The sequence below is a fragment of the Pseudomonas atacamensis genome, from assembly GCF_017167965.1.
In the GTDB taxonomy this organism is placed as follows: Bacteria; Pseudomonadota; Gammaproteobacteria; order Pseudomonadales; family Pseudomonadaceae; genus Aquipseudomonas; species Aquipseudomonas atacamensis.
Map to the genome: position 1 here is coordinate 4,220,965 of NZ_CP070503.1, position 18,352 is coordinate 4,239,316.

Below are 18,352 nucleotides of genomic sequence, written 5' to 3' on the forward strand. Positions count from 1 at the left end.
AATCTGTCGGAGCGCATTAGCGTTTTCCGGACCCGATCGCACTTGCGTGCAAAGCCTTTGTCACAGGCAAGGAAGCCCACAACAATAATCAAGGAGAAGCCCATGCAACTGACGCGCATTGCCCAGACCCTTTTGCTCGCCCTGGTCGCCAGCCATGCCAGCGCCGCGACGATGGACAGCGCCCGCACGCGCATCGCCGAGCAGGCGCAGAAGCTCGAACCGGAGCTGCTGGAAACCCGCCGCGACCTTCACGCTCATCCAGAACTTGGCAACACTGAAAAACGCACCGCTGAACTGGTCGCCAAACAGCTGCAAGCCATGGGCCTGGAAGTGAAAACCGGCGTCGCCCGCACCGGCGTAGTAGCCGTGCTGAAAGGCGCCCTGCCCGGCCCGACCGTGGCCCTGCGCGCCGACATGGACGCGCTGCCGGTCAAGGAAGTCTCCGACTTGCCGTTCGCTTCGAAAGCCAAAGGCACGTATCTCGACAAGGAAGTCGACGTCATGCACGCCTGCGGCCACGACGCCCACACCGCGATCCTGCTCAGCGCAGCGAAAATTCTGACGGGCATGCGCGACACCCTGCCCGGCACCGTGGTGTTCTACTTCCAGCCCGCCGAGGAAGGTCCGAGCGATTTTATTCCCGACGGCAAAAATACCTGGGGCGCGAAGATGATGGTCGAGGAAGGCGTGATGAAATCGCCGAAACCCGACGCGGTGTTCGGCCTGCACGTCTGGGCGGGCGTCTCCGCCGGCCAGATCGCCTACCGCCCCGGCCCGACCCTGGCCAGCTCCGACGACCTGCGCATCAAGATCCACGGCAAACAAACCCACGCCGGCCGCCCCTGGGATGGCATCGACCCAATCACCGTCGGCGCACAAACCATCGTCGGCCTGCAAACCGTGGTCAGCCGCCGCACCGACATTTCCTCTTACCCGTCGGTGGTCAGCATCGGCACCATCAACGGCGGCACCCGCTACAACATCATCCCCGAATCGCTCGACATGACCGGCACGATCCGCTCCTACGACTACGGCATCCGCCAGAAACTGCACAGCGACGTGCGCCAGACAGTCGAGAAAATCGCCGAAAGCGGCGGCGCCAAAGCCGACGTCACCATCATCAAGAAATACGACCCGACCATTAACAACCCGGCACTGACCGAGAAAATGCTGCCGACGTTGAAGTGGGCCGCCAAGGATGACGTGGTGCAGGGACCGCTGGTGGGCGGCGCGGAAGATTTCTCGTTCTTCGCCAAAGAAGCGCCGGGGTTGTTTGTGTTTCTTGGGGTGACGCCACGGGATCAGGACATGAGCAAGGCCGCGCCGAATCACAATCCGGGATTCTTTGTAGATGAATCAGCGCTGGTGGTTGGGGTGAGAACATTGGCGTCGTTGGCGACGGATTATTTGTATGGGAATGCGGCGGTGGGCAAGTAGAGAAGGGGGGGACTGTGGGAGCGCAGCGACCAGAAGATCAAACCACATCAACCCCTACGTGAATCGCATCATGCCGCCAAAACTCCAGATCACAATCAATCAACCGCCCATGCTGATCATAATTGACCCGAGCAATCCTCAGTCCCGGACTGCCCACCGACACCCGTAAAGCCGCTGCCGCATCGACAGATAAAGACGTAGGCACGATCTCAAACCGCACCCGCCCATAGTGCAAATCGAAATGCCGCGCATACAACTCGGTGATCGACTGATTCAAATCAAACTCGAGGATCCCCGGAAAAAACTGCGGATTCAGATAGTGCTCCACATACAACACCAGTCGCCCATCAATGCGCCGCGAGCGGCAAATCTGGATCACGCTCGACAACGCCGGCAGCTGCAACCACGCACACACCGCCGCCGAAGCCGGCTGCAACCGCGCCGAAATCACCTCGGTCGAAGGTTCGCGCCCCTGCGCACTGACCATGGCGTGAAAGTGACTGCGCTGCATCAGGTTGTACGCCAGACGCGGCGGCGACACGAACCAGCCGCGCCGCTCCTCACGGTAAATCTGCCCCTGCGCCTCAAGCTGCAACAGCGCTTCACGCACAGTGATCCGCGTCGTCCCGAACAACTCGCTCAGCTTGCGTTCAGCGGGCAACTTGCTCCCGGCCGCCAGCAAACCGTGGTCGATCTGCTCCTGCAGCACCTGGCCAATCGCTGTCACCGCTTTCGTTGCCTCATCGCGCATCAACGTTACCTATCTGGACTAGACCAGCACTGTTTCGGGGCAAATCCGAACGCCGATCAAAGCGCCTTCGTATGTTGCAAGCCTAGGCAGTGCAGATGACCGACAGATGACAAAACTACCGAACGGTCGCTTTCACGGCTTGCAATACATCGGCCAAGTCCCCTGCTCCACGGGCTTTTGAGCATGGTCTACGCTGATCTGGCACCTTCCTGACAATGGTTGATAAAAGATCAGCCACGAGGCCATCGACATCAAAATGTCATCCAGCCGACCTAAATTGGCTCAGGTATTGCTGACCTAGACCAACACCAACCGCAAATCGCAGCGTTGAACACGACCAAGGAGCTTCGGAATGAAACAGCTTTTCCTGGCAACACTGTTAGGCTCGACCATCGCTATGTGCACCGCCGCCATGGCGGCCGACACCGATCTGAAATCCCTCGAAGCCGCTGCGAAGGCGGAAGGCGCCGTGAACAGCGTCGGCATGCCCGATGACTGGGCCAACTGGAAAGGCACCTGGGAAGATCTGGCCAAGAAATACGGCCTGAAACACATCGACACCGACATGAGCTCGGCCCAGGAAATCGCCAAGTTCGCTGCTGAAAAAGACAATGCCACCGCCGATATCGGCGACGTCGGTGCTGCCTTCGGCCCGATCGCGGTCAAGCAAGGCGTGGTGCAACCCTACAAGCCAAGCACCTGGGATCAAGTTCCGGACTGGGCCAAGGACAAGGACGGCAACTGGGCACTGGCATACACCGGCACCATCGCCTTCATCGTCAACAAGAAGCTGCTGAACGGCTCCGACGTACCGACCAAATGGGCTGACCTGAAAACCGGTAAATACAAAGTCTCCATCGGTGACGTGAGCACTGCTGCCCAGGCCGCCAACGGTGTCCTCGCTGCCGCACTGGCCAATGGCGGTGACGAGAAAAACATCAAGCCTGCCCTGCTGCTGTTCGCCGAGCTTGCCAAACAGGGTCGTCTGTCGATGGCCAACCCGACCATCGCCACCATGGAAAAAGGCGAGATCGAAGTCGGCGTGGTCTGGGACTTCAATGGCCTGAGCTACAAAGCCAAGATGGCCAACCCGGATGATTACGTAGTGCTGATTCCATCCGACGGCTCGGTGATTTCCGGCTACACCACGATCATCAACAAGTACGCGAAAAACCCCAACGCCGCCAAGCTGACCCGCGAATACATCTTCAGCGACGCCGGCCAGACCAACCTCGCCCGCGGCAACGCCCGGCCGATCCGCGCCGAACACCTGCAACTGCCGGAAGACGTGAAAGCCAAACTGCTGCCAAACGAGCAGTACAAGAAGGTCACGCCGGTCAAGGACGCCGAGGCGTGGGAAAAGACTTCCAAAGCCCTGCCACAGCAGTGGAACGAAGAAGTCATCGTAGAAATGAAGTGATGGCTTGACCCACTGCTTGATCCGACAAAGATCCCTGTGGGAGCGAGCTTGCTCGCGAATGCGGTTATTCATTCAACATTGATGTTGGCTGATCTGACGCCTTCGCGAGCAAGCTCGCTCCCACAAGGGATTGAGTTGATTTCGGAATATCTGAATTTCGCGGAGTTCTTGCCCCTATGAAGCACAACGTCATCCTTGTCGTGCTCGACGGCCTCAACTACGAGGTTGCGTGTCACGCCATGGGGCATCTGCAGGCTTATGTTGGCGCAGGACGCGCGGCGCTCTATCAACTGGAGTGCGAACTGCCGGCCCTGTCCCGACCGCTTTACGAATGTATCCTCACCGGCGTGCCGCCGATCGACAGCGGCATCGTCCACAACAATGTCTCGCGCTTGTCCAACCAGCGCAGCATCTATCACTACGCCCGCGATGCCGGGTTGAAAACAGCCGCCGCGGCGTATCACTGGGTCAGCGAGTTATATAACCGCTCACCGTTCGTGGCTGCGCGCGACCGCCACACCGACGATCCGACGTTGCCGATCCAGCACGGCCATTTTTACTGGAACGATCATTATCCGGATTCGCACCTGTTCGCCGACGCTGAAAGCCTGCGCCTGCGTCACGCGCCGGACTTTCTTCTGATCCACCCGATGAACATCGACGATGCCGGGCACAAGCACGGCCTCGACAGCTCGCAATACCGCAACAGCGCGCGCTCGGCTGACGTTGTCCTTGCAGACTATCTGCAGCGCTGGCTCGACGCGGGATATCAGATCCTGGTGACCGCCGACCACGGCATGAACAACGATCGCTCGCACAATGGCCTGCTGGCGGAAGAACGTCAGGTGCCGCTGTTCGTTCTCGGCAATGCGTTCAGCCTCAACCCTGACGCCACGCCGACGCAGACCGAGCTCTGCGGCACAATTTGCGAACTGCTTGGCGTACCCCACGACAAACCTGTGTGCCGGGAGCTGCTCAAGTGAATGCCATGAATCGCGGCAAATGGCTCGCGGCGCTGTGTCTGGTGCCCTTCGCGCTGTTCTTTATCGTCTTCGAAATCGCCCCGCTGGTCTGGGTGATGATCAACAGCCTGCAATCGGAAGAGTCCCGCTGGGGCCTGGCCAACTTCAGCAAGATCTTCGGTTCGAAGTTCTATCGGCAGGCGATCCAGTACAGCCTGGAGATCAGTTTCTGGTCGAGCGTATTCGGCATCATCATCGCCGTGCTGGGTGCATATTCACTACGCCGCGTCGATTCGAAGCTGCGCAACTTCGTGAATGCCTTCGCCAACATGACCAGCAATTTTGCCGGCGTGCCGCTGGCGTTCGCCTTCATCATCCTGCTCGGTTTCAACGGCAGCATCACCATCATGCTCAAGCAGTCGGGGATCATTCAGGACTTCAACCTGTATTCGAAAACCGGCCTGATCATCCTCTACACCTACTTCCAGATTCCCCTTGGCGTGCTCCTGCTCTACCCGGCTTTCGACGCCCTGCGTGAAGACTGGCGCGAGTCCGCCGCACTGCTCGGCGCCAACGGCTGGCAGTTCTGGCGGCACATCGGCCTGCCGGTGTTGACCCCGGCGTTGCTCGGCACGTTCGTGATCCTGCTGGCCAACGCCCTCGGCGCCTACGCTACGGTTTATGCGCTGACCACCGGCAACTTCAACGTTCTGCCGATCCGTATTGCGGCGATGGTCTCCGGCGACATTTCCCTTGATCCGAACCTGGCCAGCGCCCTGGCTGTGGTGCTCGTGGCGCTGATGACCATCGTCACTGTCGTGCATCAACTGCTGTTGAAGAGGAGCTACCATGTCTCGCGCTGAATCCGGTCCGGCCGGCCTCTACCACCGCGTCGTGGTTTATCTGCTGTTCGCCATTCTGCTGTTGCCGCTGCTGGGCACGCTGGTCTATTCGATCGCCAGCAGCTGGTCGGCGACGATTCTGCCGAGTGGCTTCACCTTCAAGTGGTACATCCAGTTGTGGAGCGATCCGCGCTTTCTGCATGCATTCGGTCAGTCGCTGATCGTCTGTGTCGGCGCGCTGGTGCTGTCGGTGGTGCTGATCCTGCCGTTGCTGTTCGTCGTGCATTACTACTTTCCGAAACTCGATGCGCTGATGAACATCCTCATCCTGCTGCCCTTCGCGGTACCGCCGGTGGTGTCCTCGGTGGGGCTGTTGCAGCTCTACGGCTCCGGGCCGATGGCGATGGTCGGCACACCGTGGATTCTGATCGGCTGCTACTTCACCGTGGCGCTGCCGTTCATGTACCGCGCGATCACCAACAACCTGCAAGCGATCAACCTGCGCGACCTGATGGACGCCGCGCAACTGCTTGGCGCCAGCACTTTTCAAGCGGCGTTTCTGGTGGTGCTGCCGAATCTGCGCAAAGGCCTGATGGTGGCGCTGCTATTGTCGTTCTCGTTCCTCTTCGGTGAATTCGTGTTCGCCAACATCCTCGTCGGCACCCGCTACGAAACCCTGCAGGTGTACCTGAACAACATGCGTAACAGCAGCGGCCACTTCACCAGTGCGCTGGTCATTTCGTATTTCTTTTTCGTGCTGGTCCTGACCTGGATCGCCAACATCTTGAACAAGGACAAAAGCGAATGAGCTACGTCAGCGTCCAACACCTGCAGAAAAGTTATGCCGGCACCACGGTGTTCAGCGACATCGATTGCGAAATCAACAAAGGCGAGTTCGTCACCCTGCTCGGCCCGTCCGGGTGCGGCAAGTCGACTTTGCTGCGTTGCATCGCCGGGTTGACCCCGGTGGATGGCGGCAAGATCCTCCTCGACGGCGTCGACATCGTGCCGTTGAGCCCACAGAAACGCGGGATCGGCATGGTCTTTCAGAGCTATGCACTGTTCCCCAACATGACCGTCGAACAGAACGTCGCCTTCGGCCTGCGCATGCAAAAGGTCAACGCCGATGACAGCCACAAGCGCGTGGCAGAAGTGTTGAAACTGGTTGAACTGCACGACTTCGCCAGCCGCTATCCGCATCAACTGTCCGGTGGTCAGTGCCAGCGCGTCGCCCTCGCCCGCTCACTGGTAACCCGCCCGCGCTTGTTGCTGCTGGATGAGCCGCTGTCGGCGCTCGACGCACGGATTCGCAAACACCTGCGCGAACAGATTCGTCAGATCCAGCGCGAACTCGGCCTGACCACGATCTTCGTCACCCACGATCAGGAAGAAGCGCTGACCATGTCGGACCGGATTTTCCTGATGAATCAGGGAAAGATCGTCCAGAGCGGCGACGCCGAAACCCTCTACACCGCGCCGATCGATGTATTCGCCGCCGGCTTCATCGGCAACTACAACCTGCTCGACGCCGAGGCTGCGTCGAAGCTGTTGCAACGAACCATCAACCACCGCATCGCCATCCGCCCGGAAGCCATCGAACTGAGCCTTGACGGCGAACTCGACGCGCAGATCCGCAGCCACAGCCTGCTCGGCAACGTCATTCGCTATCGCGTCGAAGCACGCGGCGTGGAACTGGTGGTCGATGTGCTCAACCGCTCCGCCGCCGATCTGCATCCCGACGGACAGCGCCTGGCACTTTCCATCGATCCAACGGCCTTGTGCGAAGTAGCTTAAAAGCAGCTGCAAGCTTCGAGCTACAAGCTACAAGCTACAAGTTGTAGACTGCGGTGCACCTGATTTTAATTCTTGCAGCTATTAGCTCGTAGCTTGCAGCTGTTCTCGGAGAGAACCCGATGGCTTTGGCAATTTTTGATCTGGACGAAACGTTGATCCACGGCGACTGTTCCTCGCTATGGAGTGAGCAGATGGCCCGCCTCGGCTGGGTCGATGGCGAGTCGTTCATGCAGCGCGACAAGGAACTGATGGATGCCTACGGCCGCGGACATCTGGCGATGGAAGACTATATGGCCTTCAGTCTCGAACCATTGATAGGCCGCACCCCTGAGGAAATCGAGCACTTGGTTGGCCCGTGGGTGGAAGATTTCATCGAGCCGATCATCTTCAGCGACGCGACCAAAACCATCGCCGCCCACCGCAAGGCCGGCGACCGGATTCTGGTGATCTCGGCATCCGGTGCGCACCTGGTCCGCCCGATCGCCGATCGTCTGGGCATCGACGAGATATTGGCCATCGAACTGGAAGTCGCCCATGGCGTGTACAGCGGCAACACCGTCGGCACCCTGACTTACCGCGAAGGCAAGATCACCCGCTTGCTGGAATGGCTGGATGCCGAAGAAGAAAACCTCGCAGGCGCGAGTTTTTATTCCGATTCGCGCAACGATCTGCCGTTGTTGCTTAAAGTGGACTTCCCGCACGTGGTCAATCCGGATCCGGTGCTGCTTGAGCACGCCGAAAAGGCCGGCTGGCCGATCCACCTCTGGAAATAAAAGCAAAAGATCGCAGCCTTCGGCAGCTCCTACTTTTGGAATGCGTGCCTCTGTAGGAGCTGCCGAAGGCTGCGATCTTTTGACCTTGTTTTGCTGTCAGCTCAAACCCTCATTGATCACCAACACCAACTTGCCCATCACCGTATTGCTCGCCAGTTCGGCAAACGCTGCTTCGGCATCCTTCACCGCAAACGCTTTGGCCAATTGCGGACGCAAGCGGCCCTCGGCAAACAGCGGCCAGACATGCTGGCCCAGATCACTGAGCAGATCGGCCTTGAACTGATCGCCACGACTGCGCAACGTTGAACCGAGCAGTTGCACACGCTTGGCCAACACCTGCGCCAGATCCAGTTTCGCCTCGCGCCCGCCCATCAAACCGATCAGCACCCAACGCCCGTCCAGCGCCATCAGCTTGAGGTTCAATGCTGAATAACTGCCGCCCACCGGATCGAGAATCACGTCGAACGGCCCGAAGTCGCGCAGGCTCTCCAGATCATCGGTGCGCACCACGCCGCCCTGCGCACCCAGCGCTTCACAGTAAGCCAGGCGCTCGGCGGAACCGACGCTGACCCAGCAAGGGTTACCGAAGGCTTTGCACAGCTGAATGGCGGCTGAACCGATTCCACTTGCGCCGGCGTGCAGGAGAATTTTCTCACCGGGCTTCAACGCTGCAAGTTGGAACACATTCAGCCAGACGGTGGCGTACACCTCGGGCAATGCCGCCGCCTCGATCAGCGAAACACCTTCGGGCACCGGCAGCACGTGCCGTCCGTCGACGACCACCTCTTCGGCCATGCCGCCCCCGGCCAGCAAGGCGCAAACCCGGTCGCCGACTTGCCAGGACGAGCCCGCACCGACTTCGCTGATCACCCCGGAGCACTCAAGACCGAGCACGTGGCTGGCTCCGGGCGGGGGCGGATAAAGTCCTGCTTTCTGTAATAAATCGGCGCGATTGAGGCCGGCTGCCGCCACCCGGATGCGGACTTGTCCTACATCGCAGGTAGGACTCGGCTCTTCAACCCATGCCACTTGACCTTCAACGCCTTGCAATGCCTTCACACTGCCTCCATAGTGAGTCTGGACTGAGCCCGAAGCTGTAGCGCCGGGCTTTTTGCATTATGCGACCGGCTCTCAAAGAACCGGCGACTTCAAAGACGGCCTAATATGCGTTATCAATTGTCCCCGCGTCGAATCAGCATGAAGCATCTGCTCCCCAGCACCGCCCTCGCTCTTTTCATCGGTATCGGCCTGTTGCCGGTGTCGGGCACCACATTCGCAGCCAACAGCTGGGACAAGTTGCAGCCTGATCGCGATGAAGTCATCGCCAGTCTGAACGTCGTCGAGTTGCTCAAGCGTCACCACTACAGCAAGCCGCCGCTCGACGATGCGCGCTCGGTGATCATCTACGACAGTTACATCAAGCTGCTCGACCCGTCGCGCAGCTATTTCATGGCCAGCGATATCGCCGAATTCGACAAGTGGAAGACGCAGTTCGACGACTTCCTCAAAAGCGGCGACCTCAACGCCGGGTTCACCATCTACAAGCGCTATCTGGACCGCGTCAAGGCGCGTCTGGACTTCGCCCTTGCCGAGCTGAACAAAGGCGTCGACAAGATGGACTTCAACACCAAGGAGACCTTGCTGATCGATCGCAAGGACGCGCCTTGGCTCAAGTCCACCGCAGAACTCGACGACCTGTGGCGCAAACGCGTCAAGGACGAAGTGCTGCGCCAGAAGATCGCCGGCAAAGACCCGAAGCAGATCCAGGAAACCCTGACCAAGCGCTACAAGAATCAACTGGCGCGTCTCGATCAGACCCGTGCCGAGGACATCTTCCAGGCGTACATCAACACCTTCGCCATGTCCTACGACCCCCATACCAACTATCTGTCGCCGGATAACGCGGAAAACTTCGACATCAACATGAGCCTGTCCCTCGAGGGCATCGGTGCCGTGTTGCAGAGCGACAACGATCAAGTGAAGGTCGTGCGTCTGGTGCCGGCAGGCCCGGCGGACAAGACCAAGCAGGTCGCTCCCGCCGACAAGATCATCGGCGTTGCCCAGGGCAACAAGGAAATGGTCGACGTGGTCGGCTGGCGTCTGGACGAAGTGGTCAAACTGATTCGCGGTCCGAAAGGCACCGTGGTGCGCCTGGAAGTGATCCCGGCGAGCAATGCGCCGAACGACCAGACCACCAAGATCGTGCCGATCACCCGTGAAGCGGTGAAGCTCGAAGACCAGGCCGTGAAGAAGTCGATTCTCAGCCTGAAACAGGACGGCAAGGACTACAAACTTGGTGTGATCGAGATCCCGGCCTTCTACCTCGACTTCAAGGCGTTCCGTGCCGGCGATCCGGACTACAAGAGCACCACTCGCGACGTCAAGAAGCTGCTGACCGAGCTGCAAAAGGAAAAAGTCGACGGCGTGGTCATCGACCTGCGCAACAACGGCGGCGGCTCCCTGCAGGAAGCCACCGAACTGACCAGCCTGTTTATCGACAAAGGTCCGACCGTGCTGGTGCGTAATGCCGATGGCCGTGTCGACGTCCTCGAGGACGAAAACCCGGGCGCGTTCTACAAAGGCCCGATGGCGCTGCTGGTCAACCGCCTGTCCGCCTCGGCCTCGGAAATCTTCGCCGGCGCCATGCAGGACTACCACCGCGCGCTGATCATCGGTGGTCAGACCTTCGGCAAAGGCACCGTGCAGACCATTCAGCCGCTGAACCATGGCGAACTGAAACTGACCCTGGCCAAGTTCTACCGTGTCTCCGGGCAGAGCACCCAGCATCAGGGCGTGCTGCCGGACATCGACTACCCGTCGCTGATCGACACCAAGGAAATCGGCGAAAGCGCCCTGCCGGAAGCCATGCCGTGGGACACCATCCGCGCGGCGATCAAACCAGCGGCCGATCCGTTCAAGCCGTTCCTCGCCCAGCTGAAGTCCGAACATGACGCGCGCACCAACAAGGATGCCGAGTTCGTGTTCATCCGCGACAAGCTGGCCCTGGCGCAGAAACTGATGGAAGAAAAAACCGTCAGCCTCAACGAAGCCGATCGTCGTGCCCAGCACGCCGACATCGACGCCAAGCAGCTGGCGATGGAGAACATCCGTCGCAAGGCCAAAGGCGAAGAACCGCTCAAAGAGCTGAAGAAAGAAGACGAAGACGCACTGGCCGCTGCCGAGCCGGACAAGGTCAAACCGGAAGACGATGCCTACCTGAGCGAAACCGGGCGCGTGCTGCTGGATTACCTGAAACTGAGCAATCAGGTGGCCAAGAAGTAAGTGATGGCAATTTAGTGCTGACGATCCCCGGATCGTCATCAAACAGTCATCATTCTGTCGTGCAATAAAGGACCAGGAGCAAGCGCTCCCGGTCCTTTTTTTATCGCCAGAGACTGCCATGACCACGACCGAACAGCTGAGCGCGTTGAGCTCGATCCTGACTCAAAGCGGTTTACACAGCCTGTTCCAGCCGATCATCTGTCTTTCCGAACGCCGCATTCTCGGTTACGAAGCCCTCACCCGTGGCCCGTCCAACAGCCCTCTTCACTCGCCGATTGCCCTGTTCGCCGTCGCGCGGCAGGCTGGACGATTGAGTGAACTGGAAATCGCCTGCCGACAAAGCGCCTGCCGCCGGTTCAATGAGCAGCAACTGCCGGGCAAGCTGTTCCTTAACGTGTCTCCAGAATCCTTGCTCGAAGCCGCGCACCAACCCGGGCGTACGTTGCAACTGCTGCAGGACTTGGGCATTGCGCCGAGCCAAGTGGTCATCGAGCTCACCGAGCAGACGCCAATCGATGACTTTCAGTTGCTGCAAACCGCTCTGCATCATTATCGGGCGATGGGTTTTTCCATTGCGCTGGACGACTTGGGCGCAGGCTATTCGAGCCTGCGCCTGTGGTCGGAATTGCGTCCAGATTACGTGAAGATCGACCGGCACTTCATCGACGGTATTCATCAGGATGCATTGAAAAGAGAGTTTGTCGGTTCGATTCTGCAAATCGCCAAAGCGTCCCGCGCGCAGGTGATTGCCGAGGGCATCGAGTTGCCGGAAGAACTCGCGGTGCTGACTGAAATGGGAGTCGACCTGGTGCAGGGCTACCTGCTCGGCCGCCCTCAGGAACATCCATCCCGCGACGCTCGCGCCTTAATGCCCAAACACGATAGCAGCGCCGTCGCGCTGAATGACGAAGGCAGCGACCTCAGCGCCCTGCTCAACGACCAGCCCGCCGTGCCACGCGATACGCCCACCGCGACGGTACTGGAAGCCTTCCGCCGCCAGGCCAACCTCAATTCGCTCGCCGTGCTCGACGAACAAGGCCAGCCCTGCGGCATCGTCCATCGCCACTCGCTGTCGGACGCACTGCTCAAACCGTTTGCCACCGATCTGTTCGCGCGCAAACCGATCAGCCGCCTGATGAACGATGATTTCCTCGCCGTGGAAATCAGCCAGTCGCTGCAGCAAGTCAGCCGCCTGATAACCAGCCGCGCCCGCCAGCGCATCGAAGAAGACTTCATTATCACCCTCAACGGCAGTTACCTCGGCCTCGGCCGGGTGATCGACGTGCTGAAACTGATCACCGAACTGAAAATCCAGCAGGCACGCTACGCCAATCCCCTCACCCTGCTCCCGGGCAACGTACCGATCCAGCAATGCCTCACGCGCCTGCTGCAACAGGCCCGCGAGTCGATCATCTGCTACGTCGACATCGACAGCTTCAAACCCTTCAACGACATCTACGGCTACGGCCGTGGCGACGAAGTCCTGCTCTGCTTGGCCCAATGCCTCAACGAACGCATCGACCCCACCCGCGACTTCGTCGGCCACATCGGCGGCGACGACTTCCTCCTCGTCCTCGGCCCCGAAGACTGGCGCAAACGCCTCAACCAACTGCTCGACGATTTCCAAAGCCAATGCCGCCGCTTCTATCGCCCCGAGCATCTGGAGGCCGGCTGCTTCGTTGCACCCAATCGCCAAGGCGTGCGGCAGGAGTTTGCGTTGTTGTCGTTATCGATCGGGGTGGTACATCTGCGACCTGAGGCTTGTGCAGCGCTTGATGCCAGCCAGCTTGCGGAGATGGCTTCGCAGGCTAAGCATCATGCGAAGGGGGTTGTGGGGTTTAGTGTGTATTTGCTCGATCCTACGGCGTCTCCAAAGGCATCACAGTTAGTCGGTTAAGCTCGACGTAGTAGAGTGCGTGCTTACTTGCCAGGCGCCACTCCAGAATGCAGATTTTTAGCCACAGCCCGTTTCATCCCGATACTTTGTTAAGCACTCCAATAGAAGTCTCATAAAACTAGACCTATCGGTAATTTCTTCGTCAAAATAAGTTGTCATTCGATTAAATACACGGTCGAAATTGTCGTCTCTCTCCAAAAAATGTTCGACAGTATTTATTAGCGATTCTTGTTCTGCATCTGTGTATTCACAAAATTCAGGCCTTAACACAGTATCGAAAAGCTCTTTTAACTGACGCGAATCGTTTACATTTTTTTCAACTATTAATCGTTCCCTCTCGACATCAGTAGTATTCTCTATATCAAAAACAAACAATAAGTTTTTTATATCTACAATTTCATACGTTTTTTTCATCATTCAAAATCCGCATATGAAGTCACGGTATCGCCATTAGCTCTCAGAATAACCACGGCTTTCCTCTGCTGCCCATAAATGCCGTCTCTGGTATAACCTTCCCCAATTATCTTTCCCATGTCCATAGGCCTTCTAGATGTTTGAAGATTAGTCTGACTGAATATAAGTTTTGCTCTATAGATAGCGTTCAGCTGATCTCTATGGCTGAAAAAATGAGTAGCCGCGCTTGGAATTTTAGGTTCTCCATGGTGCGATCCACCGGTGTAGGTCTCTATAACGCCAGTCGTTGGATTTTTTCCTGTCATGATCCTTTCAAATTGCGACCGTAGTGTTGTTTGGGCGCCGTGCTTTTCCAGAAAATGCTCTCCATTTTGTGGATTCTCCATTTCATGCAAACGTCGGTATGCGTTTTCTTCAGCTAATTCATCAATCCTCGCCCGACGCTCCTGAGCCGTCATCTTCGGCAGCGCAGGTTCACCATCATCCACTTTAGCCCCACCAATCCCACCCGGAACCTCACACCCAGGCTTATTCGGCGGCGGGCAATTGGACGTCAAACCCAACGGATCCACCCACCCCGTCGGATTCGGCACGTACTGGTACTGATTCAACCCACCCGCGAGCTTCACCGGGTCCGGCGTCAGATACCGCCCAAGCCTCGGGTCGTAATACCGATGGCGGTTGTAGTGCAGCCCACTTTCAACATCGAAATACTGCCCCTGAAACCGCAGCGGTTGGTCGAGGTAATCCTCGCCAGCGAGGGTGACGGCGGCGACTTTGCCGTAGGCGTCGTATTGCGCGGACCAGACGATTTCGCCGCTGTAGTCGGTCAGTTCCTGCGGGGTGCCGAGGTGGTCGAGTTGGTAGTAGAACGGGCAGGCTTTTTTCGGGCCTTTGCCGTCGAGCATCGCCAGTGGGCGGAAGGTGCCGGGTTCGTAGAGGAAGCTGCGGTATTGCGTGGCGCTGCTTTCGGCGACGAGGTGCTCGCCTTGCCAGAAGAATTCGGTGACGGCGCTGTCGACGGTTTTGCGGATGCGCCGGCCGAAGGCGTCGTATTGATAAGTGGCGGTCTGGCCGTCCGGGCGGGTCAGGCCGATCAGGCGGTGCTGGCAGTCGTAGCGGTATTCGGTGACCAGGGTCTGGCCGTGGCCACGGCGTTCGCGGATCAGGTTGCCGAAGGCGTCGTAGTCGTAATGGCGGTCGCCCTGCATCAACAGGCGGTTGCCCTTGATCTGCGCGGGGCCGGGGCGGTCCTGCATCAGCAGGTTGCCGGCCGGGTCGTGGGCGAAGGATTCGGGCAGTTCGTCGCGCGAGTGGCGTACGCGGATCAACCGGTCGAGGGCGTCGTAGCCGTAGGTGCGCTGGCCGTGGCGGCTGTCGGCGATGTGCTCGAGATTGCCGTTGGCGCTGTAGGCATAATCGCGGCGGTACAGCGAAGCGTGGCGATGACCTACAGCGTGGGCGAGCAAGCGGCCCTGATCGTCGTAGGAGTATTCGCTGAGCAGCAAGCCTTGCTGGCGTTGCTGTTCGCGACCGGACTGGTAGACGTGGCGCGTGAGCGGCGTGCCGTTGAGGTCGATGGCGCTCAGCGCACCGCCCTTGGCATAGTGATAGTCGAGCTTGCTGTTGTCCGGCAGGCGCATCCGCTTGAGCTGGCTGCAGGCGTCATAGGCGTAGCGCAAGGTGCCCCAGCCCTGATGCTCGGTGATCAAGCGATCCTGACGGTCATACTCGAAGGCCAGCGGATGGTTCTGGCCGTCATCGACACCGATCAATCGGCCGAGGCGGTCGTAGTCGTAGCGGATCTTGGCGCCATCGGGCAGGTTCTTGACCCGCAACCTTCCAGCCGCGTCGCGCTGGTATTGGGTGACCAGCGATAAACCCTGCTCGCCGAATTCAGTCTTTTCCAGCAAATGACCATTGAGGTCGTAGGCATAAGCCGTGCGCCGCCCATCAAACCCGGTTTCCTGTCGGATCAATCCGGTCGGCGTGTAATCCAGTCGGTACTTTTCGCCCGATTCGTTTTCAATCTCGGTCAGCAACAGCCGCGCATGGTCATAGCGGTACTGCACGCGGGTGCCGTCAGGATTGATCCGCCGCGAGACCAGGTGCAGGTCATCGTCATATTCATAGCGGGTGATACGCCCGAGCTCGTCGCGCTCAGCGGTGATCTGCCCGTAGGCGCCGTAGCTGTAGGCGCGCGTGCTGCCCGTAGGAGAAGTCGTCAGGATCAGTCGGCCGGCCGCGTCCCACTCCTGACGGCTGACAACACCAAATTCGTCCTGGGTGGTAATCCGCCGGCCCAGCGCATCGTAGGAAAAACGCCGCACGCCGCCATCGGGCAGAGTTTCTTCGATGAGCTGGCCGAGCTCGTTCCACACCCAGCGATGGCGGCTGCTGTCCGGATAGCGCAGCGACAGCAATTGGCCGCGCAGGTTGTAGTAGTAATGGGTGACCTGGCCGTCGGGATCGACCGCTTCGGTGACGGCGCCTTCAGCGTTGCGCCGGTAGATCCACACCGCCTCACCACGGCAACGCTTGTAGAGAAAACCGTTGCGGTACTCGTAGGACGTTGGTGCATCGTCTGGCGGAATCAGCGCGATCAGCCGTCCGAGTTCGTCGTAGCGATATTCGGTAACCGCGCCCAATGCATCCTGCTCGGCGATCAAGCGCCCCTGCTGGTCATAGGCCTTGAGCTGCTCGCCACCATCGGCCGCAACCTGGCGCACCAGCCGCGCGCGCTCGTCGTGGACGTAGACTTCTTCGGTGCCGTCGACGTAATGCACGGTCACGCTGGCGTCGTCATCGTTCCAGACGTAACGGGTGTTCATCTGCGAGAACGACGCCCAGTGGCGCATGCAGCGGGCGGCTTTGCCCTCGCGCTGCCACTCCCAGAAGAAGCTCGCGCCGCCGGTCAACTGGCGCTGGAGGATGACGTGGTGGTCGTCGTAGTCGTAGCGTTCGCTGTCGCCCACCGCGTTGGTCGCGACCAGCAGGCGTTGCCGGGCATCGAAGCTGTAGGTGGCGAGGTTTTGCTCGGTGATCCACTCGCCCTGAACGAACACCTGATACTCGACCGCCACCAGTTGCGCGCGGTCATAACGCAACAGCAATGAGCGGCCGGCGCCGTTGTCCAGACGCTGTATGCGATCGGAGCGATCGCGTTGCAGGGTCAGACGATTGCCGTAGACATCGCTGATTGCGGTCAGTCGTCCGGCGCGAAAGTGATAGAACCGCGCGCTGTCGCCGGCCAGAGCCAGAATCAGTTCTTCGGGTTCCTCGCCGAGAAAGATCGCCGCCCGCGACAGGCTGTTGTGGATCGCCGGGCGCGCGACGTTGGGCAGGGGAAAACGAGTGCGGCGGTTTTCGTGGTCGATCCAGATCACGCCATCGCCGTCGAAGGCCAGCCGATGGGCCAGCGTATGGCTCCAGCCGAAACCCAGGCCGATGTCGATCTCGACCGCGCTGCTGCGGTACAAACGGGTGAACTCGAAGGGCAACACGCCGTCGAGCACCGCGTCGGTCAGGGTCAGCAGTTCTTCGCCGGTGACCATCGACACCGGGCAGCCATTGGTACAAGTTTTGGGCACGCAATCGGCGGCGTCGCCGTTGGGGTTTTTCGATTGGTCGGGCGCGTCGTCGTGTGGCTCGTATTTCTTCAACATGGCGTTGCGCTTGGCATCCCAGCGCAATTGCATCCGGCCCTTTTTCACCCCGGCGGCGATGCCCCGCGCGGCAACGGCTTTGTAGCGGTCAACGTATTCAATAAAGGCGTTGACGATGCTGAACAGCGCCTTGACCAGACGCTTGGCGACGTTGAACAGCTGCGTTGCGCGGTCAGCCAGACGCAGCGTCAGATAAGCGATCCCCGCCCCCGCTCCGACAAACGTCAGCACCACGCTGATCAAGACATCGATGATCAGTTGCACGATCATCATCGACGCCACTTCAGCAGACTTGCCGGCAACCTCGCTGGGCGGCAGCATGTCCAGCCACAGACTCGCCGACCGTAGCAGCAAGCACATCGCCGCCTCGTCACTGACCAGCAACTGCAGCTTTTCCATGAGATCCGGAGCGGTCTGTGCCAGCTCGATCAGCTCAGCCGCGCCGCTGCCTAGACGCTCGGCAAACTTGCCGGGATCCTGGAGAATTTCCGAGAGCAGACCGAGGCTGTCCCATACCCCCTCGATGGCCGCCCAACTGCCGGCGAGCATGCCGTTGCTGGCTGCGATCGCCACCGACTGTGACCACTGCGGCTTGAAACCTTGCCACTCGCTACGCAGCCAGCGCTCAAGTTCGCCGGTCAAACCGTCGTAGGATTTGAACAGCTCGTCGACTTGACTGGAGGTGACAGCGCTGTGGACCAGAACGCGGTAGAACTTGCCCTCGTCGCCTCTGAACTCGCCCTTGCCCTGCTGATCAAGGGTGACCGGCGCGGTTTTGCCGCTATCCACGTCGACCACATCGACGGAAATGTTGCCCAGCGGGATGTCGTAGACCGATTCGAACTTGCTCTCGATTTGCATCAGCCCGCCGTGCGGGCACTGGACGACGCTGGAGGAAAATTCGTCGTCGCTGCTGCTGACCGACGTACTGCTATCGCCGAAGCGGATGATCCGCTCCATACCCACCAGCGATGGCAGGTCTGCTGCCTCGCTGATCTGGTCCGCCCTGCGACTGAGCCAGTGATCAAGCTGTTTGCGGTAGAGGCTGAGCGTTTGCGGAAAGCTGTCGAGTTCCTGCTCGATGCGCGCGATGGCTTCCATCAACACACGCGAGC

Annotated in this window: 13 protein-coding genes; 9 read left to right on the forward strand and 4 right to left on the reverse strand. The window is 59.4% G+C overall.

The features are described 5' to 3' along the window. The first annotated feature begins 102 nt into the window (after window positions 1–102). The gene (locus tag JWU58_RS19220; protein ID WP_206420804.1) at window positions 103–1,437 is read left to right on the forward strand and encodes an amidohydrolase; all 1,335 of its coding nucleotides are present in this window, start codon (window positions 103–105) and stop codon (window positions 1,435–1,437) included. Window positions 1,438–1,474: 37 nt separating this feature from the next. On the opposite strand, the gene phnR is transcribed toward JWU58_RS19220, so the two are convergent. Next, on the reverse strand, window positions 1,475–2,188 hold the full coding sequence (gene phnR, locus JWU58_RS19225) for a phosphonate utilization transcriptional regulator PhnR (protein ID WP_016773745.1): 714 nt from the start codon (window positions 2,186–2,188) through the stop codon (window positions 1,475–1,477). A 352-nt stretch (window positions 2,189–2,540) separates the two neighbouring features. Here phnR and JWU58_RS19230 point away from each other — a divergent pair, with 352 nt between their 5' ends. The 6 genes from JWU58_RS19230 (at window position 2,541) to JWU58_RS19255 (ending at window position 7,979) form a co-directional block, all read left to right on the forward strand. Beyond that, window positions 2,541–3,608, forward strand: a complete 1,068-nt coding sequence (locus JWU58_RS19230; protein WP_206420805.1) for an ABC transporter substrate-binding protein — start codon at window positions 2,541–2,543, stop codon at window positions 3,606–3,608. Window positions 3,609–3,784: 176 nt separating this feature from the next. After that, on the forward strand, window positions 3,785–4,591 hold the full coding sequence (locus JWU58_RS19235; RefSeq protein WP_206420806.1) for an alkaline phosphatase family protein: 807 nt from the start codon (window positions 3,785–3,787) through the stop codon (window positions 4,589–4,591). A 5-nt stretch (window positions 4,592–4,596) separates the two neighbouring features. Beyond that, entirely contained in the window at window positions 4,597–5,433 is an 837-nt protein-coding gene (locus JWU58_RS19240; protein WP_206422211.1) for an ABC transporter permease, read from the forward strand. Further along, window positions 5,420–6,220: an ABC transporter permease gene (locus JWU58_RS19245; RefSeq protein WP_016773742.1), complete on the forward strand. Its 801-nt coding sequence runs from the start codon at window positions 5,420–5,422 to the stop codon at window positions 6,218–6,220. Before JWU58_RS19240 ends, JWU58_RS19245 begins: the two co-directional genes overlap by 14 nt. Continuing rightward, a complete protein-coding gene (locus JWU58_RS19250) occupies window positions 6,217–7,206 on the forward strand; it encodes an ABC transporter ATP-binding protein (protein ID WP_125918596.1) in 990 nt (329 codons plus the stop codon). The genes JWU58_RS19245 and JWU58_RS19250 overlap by 4 nt, the downstream gene beginning before the upstream one ends. A 119-nt stretch (window positions 7,207–7,325) precedes the next feature. Beyond that, window positions 7,326–7,979, forward strand: a complete 654-nt coding sequence (locus JWU58_RS19255; RefSeq protein WP_206420807.1) for an HAD family hydrolase — start codon at window positions 7,326–7,328, stop codon at window positions 7,977–7,979. Window positions 7,980–8,075: 96 nt separating this feature from the next. Here the strand turns inward: JWU58_RS19255 and JWU58_RS19260 are convergent, their stop codons facing one another. Further along, window positions 8,076–9,038, reverse strand: coding sequence for a zinc-binding dehydrogenase (locus JWU58_RS19260; protein ID WP_206420808.1), 963 nt, complete (start codon window positions 9,036–9,038; stop codon window positions 8,076–8,078). Window positions 9,039–9,176: 138 nt separating this feature from the next. Here JWU58_RS19260 and JWU58_RS19265 point away from each other — a divergent pair, with 138 nt between their 5' ends. Together JWU58_RS19265 and JWU58_RS19270 are read left to right on the forward strand one after the other, a co-directional pair. Continuing rightward, complete coding sequence (locus tag JWU58_RS19265; protein ID WP_163018905.1) at window positions 9,177–11,261, forward strand: carboxy terminal-processing peptidase; 2,085 nt, start codon at window positions 9,177–9,179, stop codon at window positions 11,259–11,261. 118 nt (window positions 11,262–11,379) lie between these two features. After that, the gene (locus tag JWU58_RS19270) at window positions 11,380–13,158 is read left to right on the forward strand and encodes a bifunctional diguanylate cyclase/phosphodiesterase (protein ID WP_206420809.1); all 1,779 of its coding nucleotides are present in this window, start codon (window positions 11,380–11,382) and stop codon (window positions 13,156–13,158) included. 57 nt (window positions 13,159–13,215) lie between these two features. On the opposite strand, the gene JWU58_RS19275 is transcribed toward JWU58_RS19270, so the two are convergent. Continuing rightward, the gene (locus JWU58_RS19275) at window positions 13,216–13,575 is read right to left on the reverse strand and encodes a hypothetical protein (RefSeq protein WP_241196134.1); all 360 of its coding nucleotides are present in this window, start codon (window positions 13,573–13,575) and stop codon (window positions 13,216–13,218) included. Continuing rightward, on the reverse strand, window positions 13,572–18,338 hold the full coding sequence (locus tag JWU58_RS19280; protein WP_206420810.1) for an RHS repeat-associated core domain-containing protein: 4,767 nt from the start codon (window positions 18,336–18,338) through the stop codon (window positions 13,572–13,574). The genes JWU58_RS19275 and JWU58_RS19280 overlap by 4 nt, the downstream gene beginning before the upstream one ends. Window positions 18,339–18,352: the final 14 nt, after the last annotated feature.